The sequence below is a fragment of the Caulobacter segnis genome (assembly GCF_019931575.1).
In the GTDB taxonomy this organism is placed as follows: Bacteria; Pseudomonadota; Alphaproteobacteria; order Caulobacterales; family Caulobacteraceae; genus Caulobacter; species Caulobacter segnis_C.
Genome location: NZ_CP082923.1, coordinates 2,342,038 through 2,356,904, shown reverse-complemented (window position 1 = coordinate 2,356,904; position 14,867 = coordinate 2,342,038). Strand labels below are relative to the sequence as shown.

Below are 14,867 nucleotides of genomic sequence, written 5' to 3'. Positions count from 1 at the left end.
CTCGCGGGCGTGAAACCACACATCGCCCGACTCGGGACGTCCCGAAACGACGTGGACGCCATCGCGGATCTCCATACCCGCAGCCGCCAGGTCGCCTATCGCGGCCTGTATGGCGACGCCTATCTGGACCATGACCTGTTTGACGCCTCGCGCGCCAGCTGGCGCGCCCGGTTCGCGGACTTCGACCCCGCTCGCGACCTGATCCTGGCGGCGATGGAGGACGGCGCGCCGGTCGGCCTGGCCTATGCCTCGTTCAGGCTGAATCCCGAGGTCGGCGCCCTGCTCGACAACCTGCACGTCGCGCCCGAGCGCAAGGGCGGCGGCCTGGGAACGCGGCTGCTGGCCGAGGTGGCGCGATGGCTGATCGAGGACCACGCCGGCGCGCCGCTGCATCTGGAGGTCTATGCGCCCAACGCCGCGGCGCTGGACTTCTACGCGCGTCAGGGCGGCGTCGAGGCCGCGCGCTATGCCGAGGTGGTTCCGGGCGGTCGCGCGGTCGAGGTGGTGCGGTATCGGTGGGCGCGTCCCGCCGATCTGATCCGCTAGAAAGACACGCGCCATAAGAAAGCGGCGAGCGCCCGTCCCCGGATCGCTCGCCGCTCGCCCCCGTGGAGGCTCTCCGTCATTGGCTCGAAGCCGCTGTACGGGCTGCTCCACTGTCCCCACCGATCCGACTCCCGAGAAGAAGCAGACCGGCTTCGTCTAAGACCACGGGGCGGATCAGGCTGTGATGATCCGCACACCGGGAAAAACCGTCATTTCTAGAACGGGATCTCGTCGTCCAAGTCGGCCGAGAAGCTCTCGCGCGGGCCGCTGGGCTGGCTGCGCGGCGCGCCGCCGCCGAAGCTGGAGCCGCCGCCGCCCGAATAGCCGCCGCCGTATTCCTCACCGCCGCCCGCCGAGGCGCCGGCGCTGTCGCCGCGACCGCCCAGCATGGTCAGTTCGCCACGGAACTTCTGCAGCACGATCTCGGTCGAATACTTCTCGACGCCGGTGTTGTCGGTCCACTTGCGGGTCTGGATCGCGCCCTCGATGTAGACCGTCGAGCCCTTGCGCAGGTACTGCTCGGCCACCTTCACCAGGTTGTCGTTGAAGATCACGACGCGGTGCCACTCGGTCTTTTCCTTGCGCTCGCCGCTGTTGCGGTCGCGCCAGGTCTCGGACGTCGCGATACGGAGATTGGCGACGCGGTCGCCCGAACCCAGGCTGCGGATCTCGGGATCAGCCCCGAGATTGCCCACCAGAATGACCTTATTGACGCTGCCAGCCATCGCTCGCCCTTGTTCTCGCCCGGCGACCCTCGCGCCGGAATCTGAGGCGAGACGTTAACGAGAGGCTAATGCCGGCGCAAGTTTTGTTCTTGTAACGTTCTTGTGGACGGGCAAGAGGGCTGTGGACGGACGATGCGCCCCGCCCTCTCCCGCCCTACTGGGCCGGTTCGCGGCGAATGGCGCCCGGCACGGCCAGACGGCCGTCGCCCGTGCGGACCAGCGACATGAAGCGCGGGCCCTCATAGGTCTGGCCGACATAGATCCCTTCCTTCTCGAGGAAGATGAACGAGCCCTGGTAGGCGCCAACCATGCCCAGGCTGTTGGACTGGCCCATGCGGACGAAGCGGATGCGCACGCCCTCGAGCGTGGCGGCGCATTCCTCCATCTGCGGCACGTCGCGGGCCACCGGATTGAAGCGCAGCGTGCCGTCCTTGTTGGTCGCCACCTGGAAGCAGACGCCCTGCTCGAAGGGCGCCTTGGTCTGCTTCTCGCAACCCGTGAGCGCGAGGCTGGAAACGGCCAGGACGGCGGCGACGGCGAGGACGGTCTGCTTCATGGATTACACTTATAAAACCTATCAGCCGTTCGGGATAGAGCAGTTGGAGCCCTGCTCGAACACGGCGTGGAAGCTGCGGTTGTCGGACGAGATCTCGACGCGGCCCGGCACCAGGCGCAGAGTCTCCTCGCCCCAGCGGCCGTAGGTGGCGCCGCCGGTCCGCTCGCAGCGGCCATTGAACAGCTGCTGGGCGCAGGCGTTGAGGGTGATCTCGCCGGGCAGGCGCCGCCACTCGTTGCCGGCGTAGCGCCAGCAGGCGGCCAGCGGCGCGTTGGCCGAGGCGCCGGTCGGGGTCGAGGGCGTAGCCGAGCTGGACGGCGTTGTGGCCGCCGGCGCGGTGACGGTCGGGGTCGGCGGCAGCGGCGTCAGGACGGTGCCGGCCTGGTCGGCGGCGGCCAGGGCGCCCGTCTCGTCGACGCCCACGTCCAGGGCCCCGGTCGCCACGCCGTTCTTCTTGGCGCATTCGGCCAGGGTGATCTCACCGACGAAGGCCCCGCCCACGAAGCAGCGCAACGGGCGCGCGGGATCCAGCTTGGTGTCGTCGTCACGTCCGGTCTCGACAATCAACCCGGCGCGCGAGGCCGGCGGCTCCTCGGTCGGCTTCTTGTCGTGGCCGGACATCACGGCCACGGCGATGCCCAGACCCGCCAGCAGCGCGAGCGCCGCGCCGCCGCCGAGGATGACCCGTCGATCTTTCAGAAAGTCCATGGCCCCTGGCTACGACGCGTCGATGACGCTTTCAAGCTCGGCCACTTCAAAAGAGGGCTAGCTTCCGCCGGTCAGACGGTCCAGCGCGGCCTGGTAATTGGCCAGCTGGTTGGTCAGATAGGCCGGGACCGTGCCGCCGGTCTTGCCCGAGCTCGTCCCGGTGTCGCTCTTCACGCCCAGGGCCGCGTCGGAGATCTCGCGATAGGCCGTGCGGATCTGCGAGAGCGCGCGGGTGATGACCACGTTGGCGTTCTTGCGTCCCGTCTCGCTGGTCAGGTCCAGCTCCGGCGGCAGCTGCAGGCCGTAGACCGGACCGTTGCCGTCGGCCGAGACGGTCTTGCCGTCGTCGGTCTTGGTGGCGCGCACGACGCCACCGCCCAGCCCCAGGGCGGTCAGCACGTCGGTGCCGCCCTTGCCGGCCACGATCTCGATCGTCGAGGTGTTCGAGGCCGGGCTGATCTTCAGCACCCGGCTGTCGCCGCTGGAACCGATCTCGACCTTGGCCCGGAAGCCGGAGGCGCGCTTGATCTTGTCGGCCAGGGTCTCGAGCGTGTCGCTGGCCTCGATGGTGATCGTGGTCAGGGCGCCGCGCTCGCGGGTGCGGATCTGGAAGGTGTCGCCGGCCCGGGCCGCGGTCGCCGAGACGATGCGGTCGGACTGGGTGAAGTCCATCTTGCCGGCGGGCAGACCGAACAGGTCCAGGGGCGAGGCGCCCGACGACGAGACCGCCACCGAGGTCGGGGTGGCGTAGCCGTCCTTGCCGGTCAGGCGCTGGCTCCAGTCGACATCGCCCGTCCCGACATTGACCTGGGCGACGTAGCCGTCCTTGGTCCCGACCGTCGTCTGGCCGTCCAGATTGGCGCCGGCCGAGCCGACCAGCCAGGCGGTGCCGTTCTTGACGTCGAAGCCGGTGACCGTGTCGTCGCCGGTGCCGCCGTAATAGGTCAGGGCGTCGGCGCTGTTGCTGGAGATGTCCAGCGACATGCGACCAACGAAGGCGTCCATGCCGCCCGACGGCGCGGTCGTGGCGCCGTTGATCGACATCAGGTTGTTGGCCGTGTAGCCGCCGACATAGAGCTGGCCGCCGTCGATCTTCAGCCCTACCAGTTCGCCGCCCTTCAGCGAGCCCAGGTCGCGCGTGGAGCCGGCGGTGGCGGTCGCGGTCTTGGTGTAGGTCACCGGCACGGACTCGTAGGCGCCGTACTGGTTCAATTGGGTGACGTTCTCGGTCACCACGCTGGTGGCCACGTCGAAGCTGCGCAGCATCGCCTCGCCGTTCTCCTTGGAGCCGACGATGACCTGCGAGCCGTTGACGACGATGTCCGAGACGGAGTCGTTCTCGGTCGTGCCGAACTTCTGGGTGAACAGCGCCTTGGGCTGGCCGTTGGCGTCCGTGGCGAAGGCCGACAGATAGGCGTCCCAGCCGCCGCTGGGGTCCGAGCCGGTCGCCCCCGGCAAGTCCGACTTGCTGCGGCCGCCGACATAGAGGACGCCGTCGGCGCCGAAGGCCAGGGCCGTGGCCTCGTCCTCTTGCAGACCGCCGCGACGCACCGTCCACTGCTCATCGCCCTTGGCGTCGTAGCGGGTGACGAAGCTGTCGCTGGTCGTGGCGGTGTCGCCGCTGTTGATCGGGCCGTTGACCGCGCCGGCCAGGCGCCCGGTGACCGAGCCGGCCACGGCGACGCTGCCATCGTCGGCCACGGCCAGGGACAGGCCGCTGGCCTCGTCGGTCGCGCCCAGGGTGCGGGCGTACAGCAGGTGGCCGGCGCTGTCGTATTTCAGCAGCGCGACGTCGCTCTCGCCCTTGATGACCTGGCCGTCGAGGTCGGTCTTGCCGTCCACCGCGGTGTCGACGTCGGCCAGCATGTAGATCGAGCCGTCCGCCCCGGTCACCGACTTGCGGACGCCCGAGATCGTGCCCTGCAGGGTCTCGGTGAAGACCTTGCCGCCCGGCGCGCCCGCGCCCGCCCCGCCGCCCGTTCCGGCGGCGCTGTACTTGGTCAGGGTCGTCTCGTAGACGGCGTCGTCTGTGGTCGTGTCCTTGTCCGGGTCCGGATCGCCGGCCTTGGTCGTGACATAGACCGCCGGCGCCGTGGTCGGCGCGCTGAAGGTCAGCTGTTCGGCCGAGTCGCCGTTGATCTTCAGGGCGAAGTCGTCGCCGGTCGCCGGCAGGGTCACGGGCTTGCCGGCGACCTGGACCGTGCGTTCCTCGCCGGTCGTGCGCTGCAGCGAGATGGTCGTCCGGAAACCGGCGTCCTTCAGCTTGTTGTTCATGTAGCTGACGACGTTGGACATGGTCCGGGGCGTCGAGCCCATCTCGGACAGGTCCATGGTCACATCGGTGGTGACCCCGAAGTTCTTCACCGCGACATTGAACGAGACATCGCCCTGGAACTTGGGCACTTCGTCGTCGATCTGGCCGCTGTAGATCGTGTCCGTCGTGTAGGCGTAGGTCGCCTTGGGCACGCCCACGGTGCTCTTGTCCGTGGTCATGACCGCGCCGGTGGTCAGCCGCGCCTGGTCCAGCGACAGGTTCTGGACGTAGCTGCTGATCTCGCCCAGCCCCTTCATCAACGCCGTCTGCAGACGCGTGATCTCGCCGTCGGTGACGCCCTTCTCGCCGGCGCGGGCCGCCAGCGCCGACAGGGTGTTCAGGGCCTGGTAGGTGGCGAACAGCTTCTTGTAGTCGCCGCTGGCGCCCTTGAGGGTCGTGGCGCTGGCCGCCTCATCGACGAACTTGCGGCCGTTCAGCGCCGAGCGGACCAGGTCGCTGGCCGCTGGCGTGGCGCCGCTCAGCCACGGCGCGGTGGGCACCACGGCCTTGGAGCCCGACGCCGAGGTCGTCGTTCCAGACGCGGCAGCAGCCGTCACGCCCGAGCGGGCCTGATAGTAGCTGAGCAGAATGCTGGAATCGAACGTGATCACGGCCTGTCCTGACGGGGACTCGGAATCCCCCGCTCGTATCCTTGCCAGTCCGCCGCTGACGTCCCGTTAAGAATTGACGTTAAGCCGCGATAAGGTTTGCGTCCGAAAGCGCCCGGCGCGCGTCCTCGCGCAGCTCGGTCCATTCCGAAGCCAGGATGCCCAGCAGCACGACGTCGCGCGGCCGGCCGTCCTTCAGCACGTGACCGCGCAGATAGCCCTCGCGGCGGAACCCGGCGGACGACTGCGCCTTCAGGGCGGCGTCGTTGTCGGCCATGACCTCGGCGAACACCTTGTGCAGGCCCAGCTCGCCGAAGGCGCGGTCCAAGCCCAGCACCTGGGCGGCCCGTCCGACGCCCCTGCCCCGCGCGTCGGCCGAGCCCAGGAACCAGTTCCAGCTGGCGCGGCGGTGGTGGCTGTTGAGTCCGGTCAGCGTCAGCAGCCCCATGGGCGCGTCGCCGCGGATGATCATCCAGCCGCGCATATCGGGATCGGTCCGCAAGGCCTTGAACCAAGCGGCGTGAGCCTCGCGGCTGGGCAGATCGGCGTCCGACATCCAGCGATCGACCTCGGGCTCTGAACGCCACTGAAAGAGGACCCCTTCGTCTTCGTCCCGCAAGTCGCGCAACTCGATCATGCTCGTCGCCGAATCCCCAGCCAGCCCGGGAAGAGCTTAGCCCCACGACGACGCCTAACCTAGCGTTACGAGCCCTTGAACAGAGACAGGATGATCTGCGGCGCGCCATTGGCGATCGACAGGGCCTGAGCGCCCAGTTGCTGCTTCACCTGCAAGGCTTGAAGGCGGGCGCTTTCCTTGGCGAGGTCGGCGTCGACCAGGTTGCCGACGCCGGTTTCCAGCACGTCGTTGAGCTTGCTCACGAAGTTGCTGTGGGCGTCGATCTGCTTGGCCTGGGTGCCGATGTTGCCGACGGCCTGGTTGACCGCGCTCATCGTGGCGTCCAGGCGCGTCAACACCGCCGAGGCGTTGGCCGGCGTCAGGATGTCGTCAGTCGCCGCCAGGGTGTTGATCGTGCCGCCCAGCGACAGGTTCTGCAGGCTGAGCGTGATGGCCTGGGCCGCGTCGGCGTCGGCCAGGAAGGTCATGTCGGCGGCCTGGCTGCCGTCCAGCAGGTTGGCCCCGTCGAACACGGCGCTGGAAATCACCTGCTGCAGGTTCTTCAGCAGCCCCTGGAAGTCGCTGTTCAGCGAGATCAGCGACGTCGTGGTCAGGGAGGTGTCCTTGGCGGCCACCACCTTCTCGCGCATCAGCTTCAGAAGGTCGGAGACCGACTCGCCGGCGGCCAGGGCTACGTCGGCGATCGAGGTCGCACGATCCAGGCTCATCTTGACCGCGCCGAGCGCGCTCATGTCGGCGCGCTGCTCCTGGGCGATCGACCAGACGGCCGCGTTGTCCTTGGCGGTGGAGATCGACTCGCCCGTGTTGATGCGGGTCTGCACCGCCTGCATCTGATCGTTGGTGCGATTCAGGTTCTGCAGCGCGATCAGCGCGGGCTGGTTCGTATTGACGCTCAGCGTCATGCGCGGCCTCCGATCGGCGATTTTGCCGTTGGTTGCGACCGCGCGCGATTCGGCGTGCGATCCGTTCGCCGCCAAAATTGAGGTCAGAAAGTAAGATTATGGTTAACGCTTATAAACCATGTCTGTTTACGGGTGCGGCTCGCCGTCGCACCCGCCCTTCCGCCTGACCCTATGTAGCCCTCAGGCTTGGCCGTCGAAGACGTCGCCGGACGTGTAGCTGGTCGCCTCGCGCAGTTTCAGGACCTGCTCGCGCGGGTACTGATTCAGCGTCTCGCCGGTGCGGCGGTCGACCGTCTTGTAGATGTAGTCGCCCGTACCGTCGTCCTGCTCGATGACCAGACGCAGGTCGCCCGGCTGGGGACCATCGTCGACCGGATGAACCGGCTCGGCTTCGTGGACCGATTGCGGCGCGGTGACTTGCGCGCTCTCGCCCGAAACGGTTTGCGCGCCCTCGGACAGGTCCGGGGCGTTCGAAGAAGCGACGAAGTCTCTGATGGCCGACAAAGCGGCTTTTGGTTCCATGTTCTCATTACCGGCGCTTATGGGCCGGCCCTCCTCTTCTGTTGAAATTTCTCCCGTGCTCGCCCTCTAGGAAAGGCGGAGGCGGGTCACGCGGACCCGCCTCCTCCCGTTCCCTAGCGGAACAGGCTCAGGATCGACGAGGTCGACTGGTTCGCGATCGACAGCGCCTGCACGCCCAACTGCTGCTTGGTTTGCAGCGACTGCAGCTTGGCGCTTTCCTTGGCGAGATCCGCGTCCACCAGGTTGCCGACGCCGGCGTCCAGGCTGTCTTGCAGCTTGCCGACGAAGGTCAGGTGAGTGTCGAGGCCGGTCGACGACGTACCCAGCGAGGCCAGCTTGTTGGTGGCCGTCTGGATGGCGTTGGCGAGGTCCGTCAGCTTGGCCTTCGCGTCGGCGGCGTTGGTGATGGTCGTGCCCGTCAGGTTCAGACCCGCCAGCGACAGCGTCTGGGCGTTGACGGTGAAGCCCGAACCATCCGAGTTGGCCAGGAAGGTCAGCTTGGTGGTCGAACCGTCAGAGATGCTGATGCCGTTGAACTTGGCGTTCGTGGCGGCCTTTTCGATCTGGTCGCGCAGCGAATCGTAGTCCGCCTTCAGGGCGTTGAACGAGGTCGTGTTCAGCGAGGTGTCGGAAGCGGCCAGGGCCTTTTCCTTCATCTTGCCGAGCAGGTCGGTGATGGTGTCACCGGCGGCCAGGGCCACGTCGATGGTGGACTGACCGCGTTGCAGCGAGTCCTTCACGGCGTTCAGCGACGAAGCGGTGGACGATTGGGTCTTGGACATCGCCCAGATGGCGCCGTTGTCCTTGGCGCTGGCGATCTTCTTACCGGTGTTGATGCGCTGTTGAGTGACCTGCAACTCCGAGTTCGTGGTGTTGAGGTTCTGCAGGGCGATCAGAGCGCCGGCGTTCGTATTGATGCTATTCAGCGGCATACGAATAGGGTCCTTTTCAAGGTGTCCGACGCCATTTTGGCTGCCGGGAGCGTTTTGCTCGAAAAGGTCAGCAGCAATTGCCGGGCCAATTCTGCCGGGGTGCGACAATCCTGCTAAGGCGCTGAATTTTTTGGGTTATAGATCCATTAACGACGAAGCCTCCCGGCAATTCCTGCCGGGAGGCTTTCGACATAGGCAATTGTTGCCGGGCACTTGTTGCGCACCCAGCAGGAAAGAGGCGCCGGACGGCTTTTGACAGCCGTCCGGCGTATCGGGCTCACCCCTTGAACAGCGACAGAATCGACTGCGGGGTCTGGTTGGCGATCGAGAGAGCCTGCACGCCCAGCTGCTGCTTGGTTTGCAGCGACTGGAGCTTGGCGCTTTCCTTCGCCAGATCCGCGTCCACCAGGTTGCCGACGCCGGCGTCCAGGCTGTCCTGCAGCTTGCCCACGAAGGTCAGGTGAGTATCCAGACCGGTCGAGGACGTACCGAGGGACGACAGCTTGTTCGTCGCCGTTTGCAGCGCGTTGGTGAGATCGGTGATCTTCGTTTTCGCATCAGCAGCGTCAGTGAAGGTCACGCCCGTCAGGTTCAGACCCGCCAGCGACAGCGTCTGGGCGTTCACCGTGAAGTTGTCCCCGTCCGAATTGGCCAGGAAGCTCAGCTTCGTGGTGGTCCCGTCAGCCAGGCTGACACCGTTGAACTTCGCATTCTCCGCGGCCTTTTGGATTTGGTCGCGCAGGGATTCGAAGTCGGTCTTCAGGGCGTTGAACGAGGCGGTGTTCAGCGAGGTGTCGGAAGCGGCCAGGGCCTTTTCCTTCATCTTCGTGAGCAGATCGGTGATGGTGTCGCCTGCCGCGAGAGCAACATCGATCGTCGATTGACCGCGCTGGAGCGAATCCTTCACGGCGTTCAACGAGCTCGAGCTCGCGCTTTGCATCTTGGCCATCGACCAGATCGCGCCGTTGTCCTTGGCGTTAGCGATCTTCTTGCCGGTGTTGATACGGCTCTGAGTGGTGGCGAGCTCCGTGTTAGTTGCGTTCAGGTTTTGGAGCGCGAGAAGCGCACCAGCATTGGTGTTGATCGAGTTCAGCATTTGATACCTACCATTTTGGTCGGATTTATCCGGCGTATTGCCGGGCGGGCGTTTTGCCCGCGCGAACCATCGCAAGCGGCGGGCCAACCGAGACCAGCTCGGCGCCAACAGCTAAATTGCTGATTTTATTGAATTAGTGAAATCACTAAGCCCGAAAACGAAGCCGCCCGGCGAATGCAGGATTCGCCGGGCGGCAGGTTTTTCCGGAATGGGTAGGCAAGACGTTCAGTCTTGCGGAAACCGAAGAATCAGGCGGCGCGCAACGCGCCGCTCCTCGGGAAAAATCAGGCCGCGTCGGCGCGGCCGGACAGACCCTGCATGATCATGCGGTTAATCTCGATCAGGGGCTCGAAATCCTCCTCCTTGCGCATCACGGCGCTGGAGTGACGACCGACCCACAGGCTTAACGAGATGATGCTGGCGCGCAGTTCCATCGGAAGCTGATTTTCCGGCATGGAACAGTCGGTCGCCAAGGCCGACCAGACCTTGCGATTCCAATCCAGTGCGTCGATCCGCGTGTTGAAGTCGTCCACCGGGGCCTGCGACGCGTCCATGAGGGCGCGCGTCACCTGCCCGAACAGGCGGTACTCCATTTCACGGGGATTCTCAGCCCGCGTCGCCGCCTGCTGATACGCCCGAAGAGACATGCCCCAACCTCTCGTCTTCGTATTCAATCAACTTACGGCTCAGCATAAGAGCCTTGTAGTACTCACGCGCCATGACGTGTTTCGAAATGGCGATGCAGTCCTGAAGAACCACAGGATTGCGCACAACACCCATGAAATCGTTAAGGCGCGTCGCGAATTCCTCGTAGAACTTCTCCGCCACGCCCTCATCGAGGTACATCATCATCACCGGGAAATAGATCCGACGCGCGGGCGTCGTGACCTGATCCGGCTGCATGATGTCCTTCTCGCGAAGGACGGACGCCTTATTCTGGAGCACCAGAACACCGCGCCGGTCTCCATTCTGGACCACGGCGCCGTTGAGAACGAATTTCTCGCCGGGCTTCAGCGACAGCTTCAAAGGCACTTTAAGGCCGCTCCTTCGTTGACGCCGCTTCGCCCGGTACCGTCGATGACGACGGCTTGAAGGGCAAGCTAGACGCGCACGTGTTAACGCTGTCTTGCCACCCTTGCGACCGTGAGCCGCAGCTTAGGACTCAATTAAGCATAGCCCCTCAAAACATGGTTAACACCAGAGTCTGAGGTCCGCCGAAATGTCCCGCAAGAAAGCCCTGGAAAGTTCCGCGAGCGCCCTCGCCCAGGTCGATATCGGGGCGGCGGCGGTTCCGCATCCCGGTCTGATCGCCAATGCGGTGGGCGATTCGGCCTCGACCGAGGCCCTGGAGCGCCTGAACCGGCAGGCGCAGGAAACCAAGAAGGCCGAATACGCCAAGCCCCTGGCGCGCGCCATCCAGGCGGTGAAGCTGGGCGACTACGCCACGGCCGACAAGACGGCCCTGAAGCTGCTGGAGAAGGACGAGCGCCTGGGCCTGGCCTGGCACATCCTGGCCATCGCCCGCGAGAAGACCGGCGACTTCGCGTCTTCCCTGCGCGCGTATGAGGCGGCGCTGAAGCTGCTGCCCGATCATGGCCCTGTGGCTGGGGATCTGGGGCGCCTGGCCTTCCGCATGAACATGCCGGAGATCGCGGCCCAGTTCTTCGCCCACTACCGCCTGGCCCGGCCCGACGACGTTGAAGGCGCCAACAACCTGGCCTGCGCCCTGCGCGAACTGAACCGCGAGAGCGAGGCGATCGAGGTGCTGAAGGCCGCGATCGGCGCCAATCCGACCTCGGCCCTGCTCTGGAACACCCTCGGTACGGTGCTCTGTAATGTCGCCGACAGCGCCGGCTCGCTGGTCTTCTTCGACGAGGCCCTGCGCCTGGAGCCCGAATTCGCGAAGGCCTACCACAACCGGGCTTTCGCCAAGCTGGACCTGGGCGACGTTCACGGCGCGCTGGAGGACTGCGAATCGGCCATGCGCCACCCCGGTTCGGCCGAGGACCTGGCGATGATGCGTTTCGCCCGCGCCACGATCCTGCTGGCCCTGGGCCGCGTGGCCGAGGGCTGGGAGGCCTATGAGGCCCGCTTCTCGCCGGACATGAGCGAGGCGCCGCGCTTCCACATCCCCGGCGCGCGCTGGTCGGGCCAGGACCTGCGGGGCAAGACCCTGATGATCAGCGCCGAGCAGGGCCTGGGCGACGAGGTGATGTTCGCCAACATGCTGCCCGACATCCTGGAGCGGCTGGGCCCTGACGGCGCGCTGACCCTGGCGGTCCAGCGCCGCCTGATCCCGCTGTTCCAGCGTTCATTTCCGGGGATCGAGGTCACTCCGCACCGCACGGTGTCGTTCGAGGGCCGGATCTTCCGCACCGCGCCGGAAGTCGAGAACTGGGACCGATTCGACTATTGGGCCGCGATCGGCGACTTCCTGCCCAGCCTGCGCGGCTCGGTCGAGACTTTCCCCAAGACGACGAACTATCTGAAGCCCGACCCGGCGCGCGTCGCCCACTGGAAGGCCGAACTGGAAAAGCTGGGGCCCGCGCCCAAGGTCGGCCTGCTGTGGAAGAGCCTGAAGCTGAACGCCGAGCGCGGCCGCCAGTTCTCGCCCTTCGAAGCCTGGCGCGCGGTGCTGCGGACCCCCGGCGTGACCTTCGTGAACCTGCAGTACGGCGATTGCGAGGAAGAGATCGCCTTCGCCAAGGCCAAGCTCGGCGTGGACATCTGGCAGCCGCCGGGCATCGACCTGAAGGAAGACCTCGACGACGTGACCGCCCTCTGCGCAGCGGTCGACCTGGTCATCGGCTTCTCCAACGCCACCGCCAACCTGGCCGGCGCCGCCGGCGCGCCGATGTGGCTGATGACCGCCCCGGCGGTTTGGACCAAGCTCGGGACCGATCACTATCCCTGGTACCCGCAGACCCGTGTGTTCTCGCCCGCCGACTTCAGCGACTGGGAGCCGGTGATGACGCGGGTCGCCCAGGCCCTGTCCGACAAGGTCGCCGGCGCGAAATGATCCTCGCCGTCCTGCAGGCCCGGATGTCCTCGACCCGTCTTCCGGGCAAGGTGCTGGCGCCCGTGGCCGGCGCGCCGATGATCCTGCGCCAGATCGAGCGCCTGCGGCGGGCCGGGTCCCTGGACCGCATCGTCGTGGCCACCTCAGTCGAGTCCGGCGACGACGTCCTGGCGCGAACCCTCGCGGCGGCCGGCGTGCCCGTCCATCGCGGCGACCTGACCGATGTGTTGGGGCGCTTCATCGGCGCGCTGGACGCCTTCGGCCCGGCCGACACCCTGGTCCGCCTGACCGCAGACTGTCCGCTGGCCGATCCGACCGTGATCGACACCACCGTCGCCCGCTTCCGCGAGACCGGCGCCGACTACGCGTCGAACGTCGCCGAGCCGCGCACCTTTCCCAAGGGGCTGGACGTCGAGGTGATGCGCGCCGACGCCCTGCGGCAGGCGGCGGCGGCGACGACCGATCCCTATGATCGCGAGCACGTGACCCCGTTCCTGTATCGCCATCCGGAGCGCTTCCGGCTGGCCGGCTACGCCCAGGACGCCCATGAGGGCGAGGTGCGCTGGACCGTCGATCGGCCCGACGACCTGGACTTCGTCCGCGCGGTCTACGACGCCCTCTACGCGGAGGATCCGGACTTCACGTCCGACGCCGTCCGCGCCTTCGTCCATGGCCGGCCGGACCTGGCCATGCTGGGAGGCGACCGCCGTGTCTGACGTGCGTCTGCGCCCTGTCGGCGAGGAGGACCGCGACCGGCTTCTGGCCTGGCGCAACAGCCCGCGCGTCGCGGCCTTCATGTATTCCGACCACCTGATCGCGCGCGACGAGCACGATCGCTGGTTCGACGGCCTGGCCGCCAACCGCCGCCGCCATGATTGGATCGTCCTGCTGGCCGACGCGCCCGTCGGCCTGACCAGCCTGGTCGACATCGACCGCGACCAGGGCCGCGCCACCATCGCCCGCTACCTGGCCGAGGAAGGCGCTCGCGGCCTGGGCGTGGGCGGCTTCACCGAGTTCAAGGTCGCCGACCACGCCTTCGAGGGTCTGGGCCTGCGCAAGCTGTGGTCCGAGGTGCTGGCGACCAACACGGCCGCCCTCGCCTCCCACCTCTCCAGCGGCTTCCAGCGCGAGGCCCTGCTGCGCGCCCACGTGGTCAAGCAGGGCCGTCCCGTCGACGTGATCGGCCTGGGCCTGCTGGCCGAGGACTGGCGGGCGGACCGGCCGCGCGTGCGGGCCCGGCTGCTCGCCAAGGGCTTCAGCGAAGCCGCCCTCGACGCTCCGCTTTGACCCGGATCGATCGCGGTACTTGCCAACGGCGTTCGCGCCGGTAGTTTGATCCGTTCAATTTGAACAACTGTTCGAACCGGATCCGATTCATGAGCCAGCGCTTCGAAGGCACTTCCGACTACGTGGCGACCGAGGACCTGAAGGTCGCGGTGAACGCCGCCGTGGCCCTGGAGCGTCCCCTGCTGATCAAGGGCGAGCCCGGCACCGGCAAGACCGTGCTGGCCTACGAAGTCGCCAAGGCGATGGGCGCGCCCCTGATCACCTGGCACATCAAGTCGACGACCAAGGCCCAGCAGGGCCTCTACGAATACGACGCCGTCACCCGCCTGCGCGACAGCCAGTTGGGCGACGAGCGGGTCAAGGACGTCAGCAACTATATCAAGAAGGGCAAGCTCTGGGAGGCGTTCGAGAGCGAACAGCGCCCGGTGCTGCTGATCGACGAGATCGACAAGGCCGACATCGAGTTCCCGAACGACCTCCTGCAGGAGCTCGATCGCATGGAATTCTACGTCTACGAGACCGGCGAGACCATCAAGGCCAAGGTCCGGCCGGTGATGATCATCACCTCGAACAACGAGAAGGAACTGCCGGACGCCTTCCTGCGCCGCTGCTTCTTCCACTACATCCGCTTCCCCGAGGAGGCGACGATGCAGGCCATCGTCGACGTCCACTTCCCGGGCATCAAGCAGAAGCTGGTCGCCGAGGCGCTGCGCATCTTCTACGACATGCGCAAGGTGCCGGGCCTGAAGAAGAAGCCGTCGACCTCCGAGCTGCTGGACTGGCTGAAGCTGCTGCTGGTCGAGGACATCGACGACACCGTCCTGCGCGAGAAGGATCCGACCAAGCTGATCCCTCCGCTGCACGGCGCCCTCCTGAAGAACGAGCAGGACGTGCACCTGTTCGAGCGCCTGGCCTTCCTGGCCCGCCGCGAGGGCTCAGGGGCGCGTCCCGGCCAATAGCCGGCCGCGACCAAACAGCCGTTACCTTGAATTCACTGGACGCGCGCCGAGCGTGC

The 14,867-nt window shown here is 66.6% G+C and carries 16 protein-coding genes; 5 read left to right on the top strand and 11 right to left on the bottom strand.

What is annotated here, in order from left to right:
- Positions 1-51: 51 nt before the first annotated feature.
- Positions 52-546 (top strand): GNAT family N-acetyltransferase, encoded by a 495-nt coding sequence (locus K8940_RS10865; RefSeq protein ID WP_223395432.1) that lies wholly within the window; start codon positions 52-54, stop codon positions 544-546.
- A 215-nt stretch (positions 547-761) separates the two neighbouring features.
- Here K8940_RS10865 and K8940_RS10860 read toward each other — a convergent pair whose 3' ends face one another.
- The 11 genes from K8940_RS10860 to flbT form a co-directional block, all read right to left on the bottom strand.
- Positions 762-1,271 (bottom strand): single-stranded DNA-binding protein, encoded by a 510-nt coding sequence (locus K8940_RS10860; protein WP_223395431.1) that lies wholly within the window; start codon positions 1,269-1,271, stop codon positions 762-764.
- Between the two features lie 154 nt (positions 1,272-1,425).
- Positions 1,426-1,827, bottom strand: a complete 402-nt coding sequence (locus tag K8940_RS10855) for a hypothetical protein (RefSeq protein WP_223395430.1) — start codon at positions 1,825-1,827, stop codon at positions 1,426-1,428.
- Positions 1,828-1,848: 21 nt separating this feature from the next.
- Entirely contained in the window at positions 1,849-2,535 is a 687-nt protein-coding gene (locus tag K8940_RS10850) for a hypothetical protein (protein ID WP_223395429.1), read from the bottom strand.
- Positions 2,536-2,592: 57 nt separating this feature from the next.
- Complete coding sequence (locus K8940_RS10845; RefSeq protein ID WP_223395428.1) at positions 2,593-5,460, bottom strand: hypothetical protein; 2,868 nt, start codon at positions 5,458-5,460, stop codon at positions 2,593-2,595.
- A 79-nt stretch (positions 5,461-5,539) separates the two neighbouring features.
- The gene (gene pseH / locus K8940_RS10840; protein ID WP_223395427.1) at positions 5,540-6,094 is read right to left on the bottom strand and encodes a UDP-4-amino-4,6-dideoxy-N-acetyl-beta-L-altrosamine N-acetyltransferase; all 555 of its coding nucleotides are present in this window, start codon (positions 6,092-6,094) and stop codon (positions 5,540-5,542) included.
- Positions 6,095-6,159: 65 nt separating this feature from the next.
- Entirely contained in the window at positions 6,160-6,996 is an 837-nt protein-coding gene (locus tag K8940_RS10835) for a flagellin (protein WP_223395426.1), read from the bottom strand.
- 180 nt (positions 6,997-7,176) lie between these two features.
- Complete coding sequence (locus tag K8940_RS10830; protein WP_411675595.1) at positions 7,177-7,500, bottom strand: hypothetical protein; 324 nt, start codon at positions 7,498-7,500, stop codon at positions 7,177-7,179.
- A gap of 131 nt (positions 7,501-7,631) precedes the next feature.
- Entirely contained in the window at positions 7,632-8,450 is an 819-nt protein-coding gene (locus tag K8940_RS10825) for a flagellin (RefSeq protein ID WP_223395422.1), read from the bottom strand.
- 277 nt (positions 8,451-8,727) lie between these two features.
- Positions 8,728-9,546, bottom strand: coding sequence for a flagellin (locus K8940_RS10820; RefSeq protein ID WP_223395420.1), 819 nt, complete (start codon positions 9,544-9,546; stop codon positions 8,728-8,730).
- Positions 9,547-9,830: 284 nt separating this feature from the next.
- Positions 9,831-10,193 carry a flagellar biosynthesis regulator FlaF gene (gene flaF, locus K8940_RS10815; RefSeq protein ID WP_223395419.1) on the bottom strand — a complete coding sequence of 121 codons (363 nt, stop codon included), beginning with the start codon at positions 10,191-10,193 and terminating at the stop codon, positions 9,831-9,833.
- Positions 10,153-10,578 carry a flagellar biosynthesis repressor FlbT gene (gene flbT, locus K8940_RS10810; RefSeq protein ID WP_223395418.1) on the bottom strand — a complete coding sequence of 142 codons (426 nt, stop codon included), beginning with the start codon at positions 10,576-10,578 and terminating at the stop codon, positions 10,153-10,155. Before flbT ends, flaF begins: the two co-directional genes overlap by 41 nt.
- 187 nt (positions 10,579-10,765) lie before the next feature.
- Here flbT and K8940_RS10805 point away from each other — a divergent pair, with 187 nt between their 5' ends.
- The 4 genes from K8940_RS10805 (at position 10,766) to K8940_RS10790 (ending at position 14,811) form a co-directional block, all read left to right on the top strand.
- Positions 10,766-12,565: a tetratricopeptide repeat protein gene (locus tag K8940_RS10805; protein ID WP_223395417.1), complete on the top strand. Its 1,800-nt coding sequence runs from the start codon at positions 10,766-10,768 to the stop codon at positions 12,563-12,565.
- A complete protein-coding gene (locus K8940_RS10800) occupies positions 12,562-13,281 on the top strand; it encodes a cytidylyltransferase domain-containing protein (protein ID WP_223395416.1) in 720 nt (239 codons plus the stop codon). The genes K8940_RS10805 and K8940_RS10800 overlap by 4 nt, the downstream gene beginning before the upstream one ends.
- The gene (gene pseH, locus K8940_RS10795; protein WP_223395415.1) at positions 13,274-13,852 is read left to right on the top strand and encodes a UDP-4-amino-4,6-dideoxy-N-acetyl-beta-L-altrosamine N-acetyltransferase; all 579 of its coding nucleotides are present in this window, start codon (positions 13,274-13,276) and stop codon (positions 13,850-13,852) included. The genes K8940_RS10800 and pseH (K8940_RS10795) overlap by 8 nt, the downstream gene beginning before the upstream one ends.
- A gap of 89 nt (positions 13,853-13,941) precedes the next feature.
- A complete protein-coding gene (locus tag K8940_RS10790; protein ID WP_223395414.1) occupies positions 13,942-14,811 on the top strand; it encodes an AAA family ATPase in 870 nt (289 codons plus the stop codon).
- Positions 14,812-14,867 lie beyond the last annotated feature (56 nt).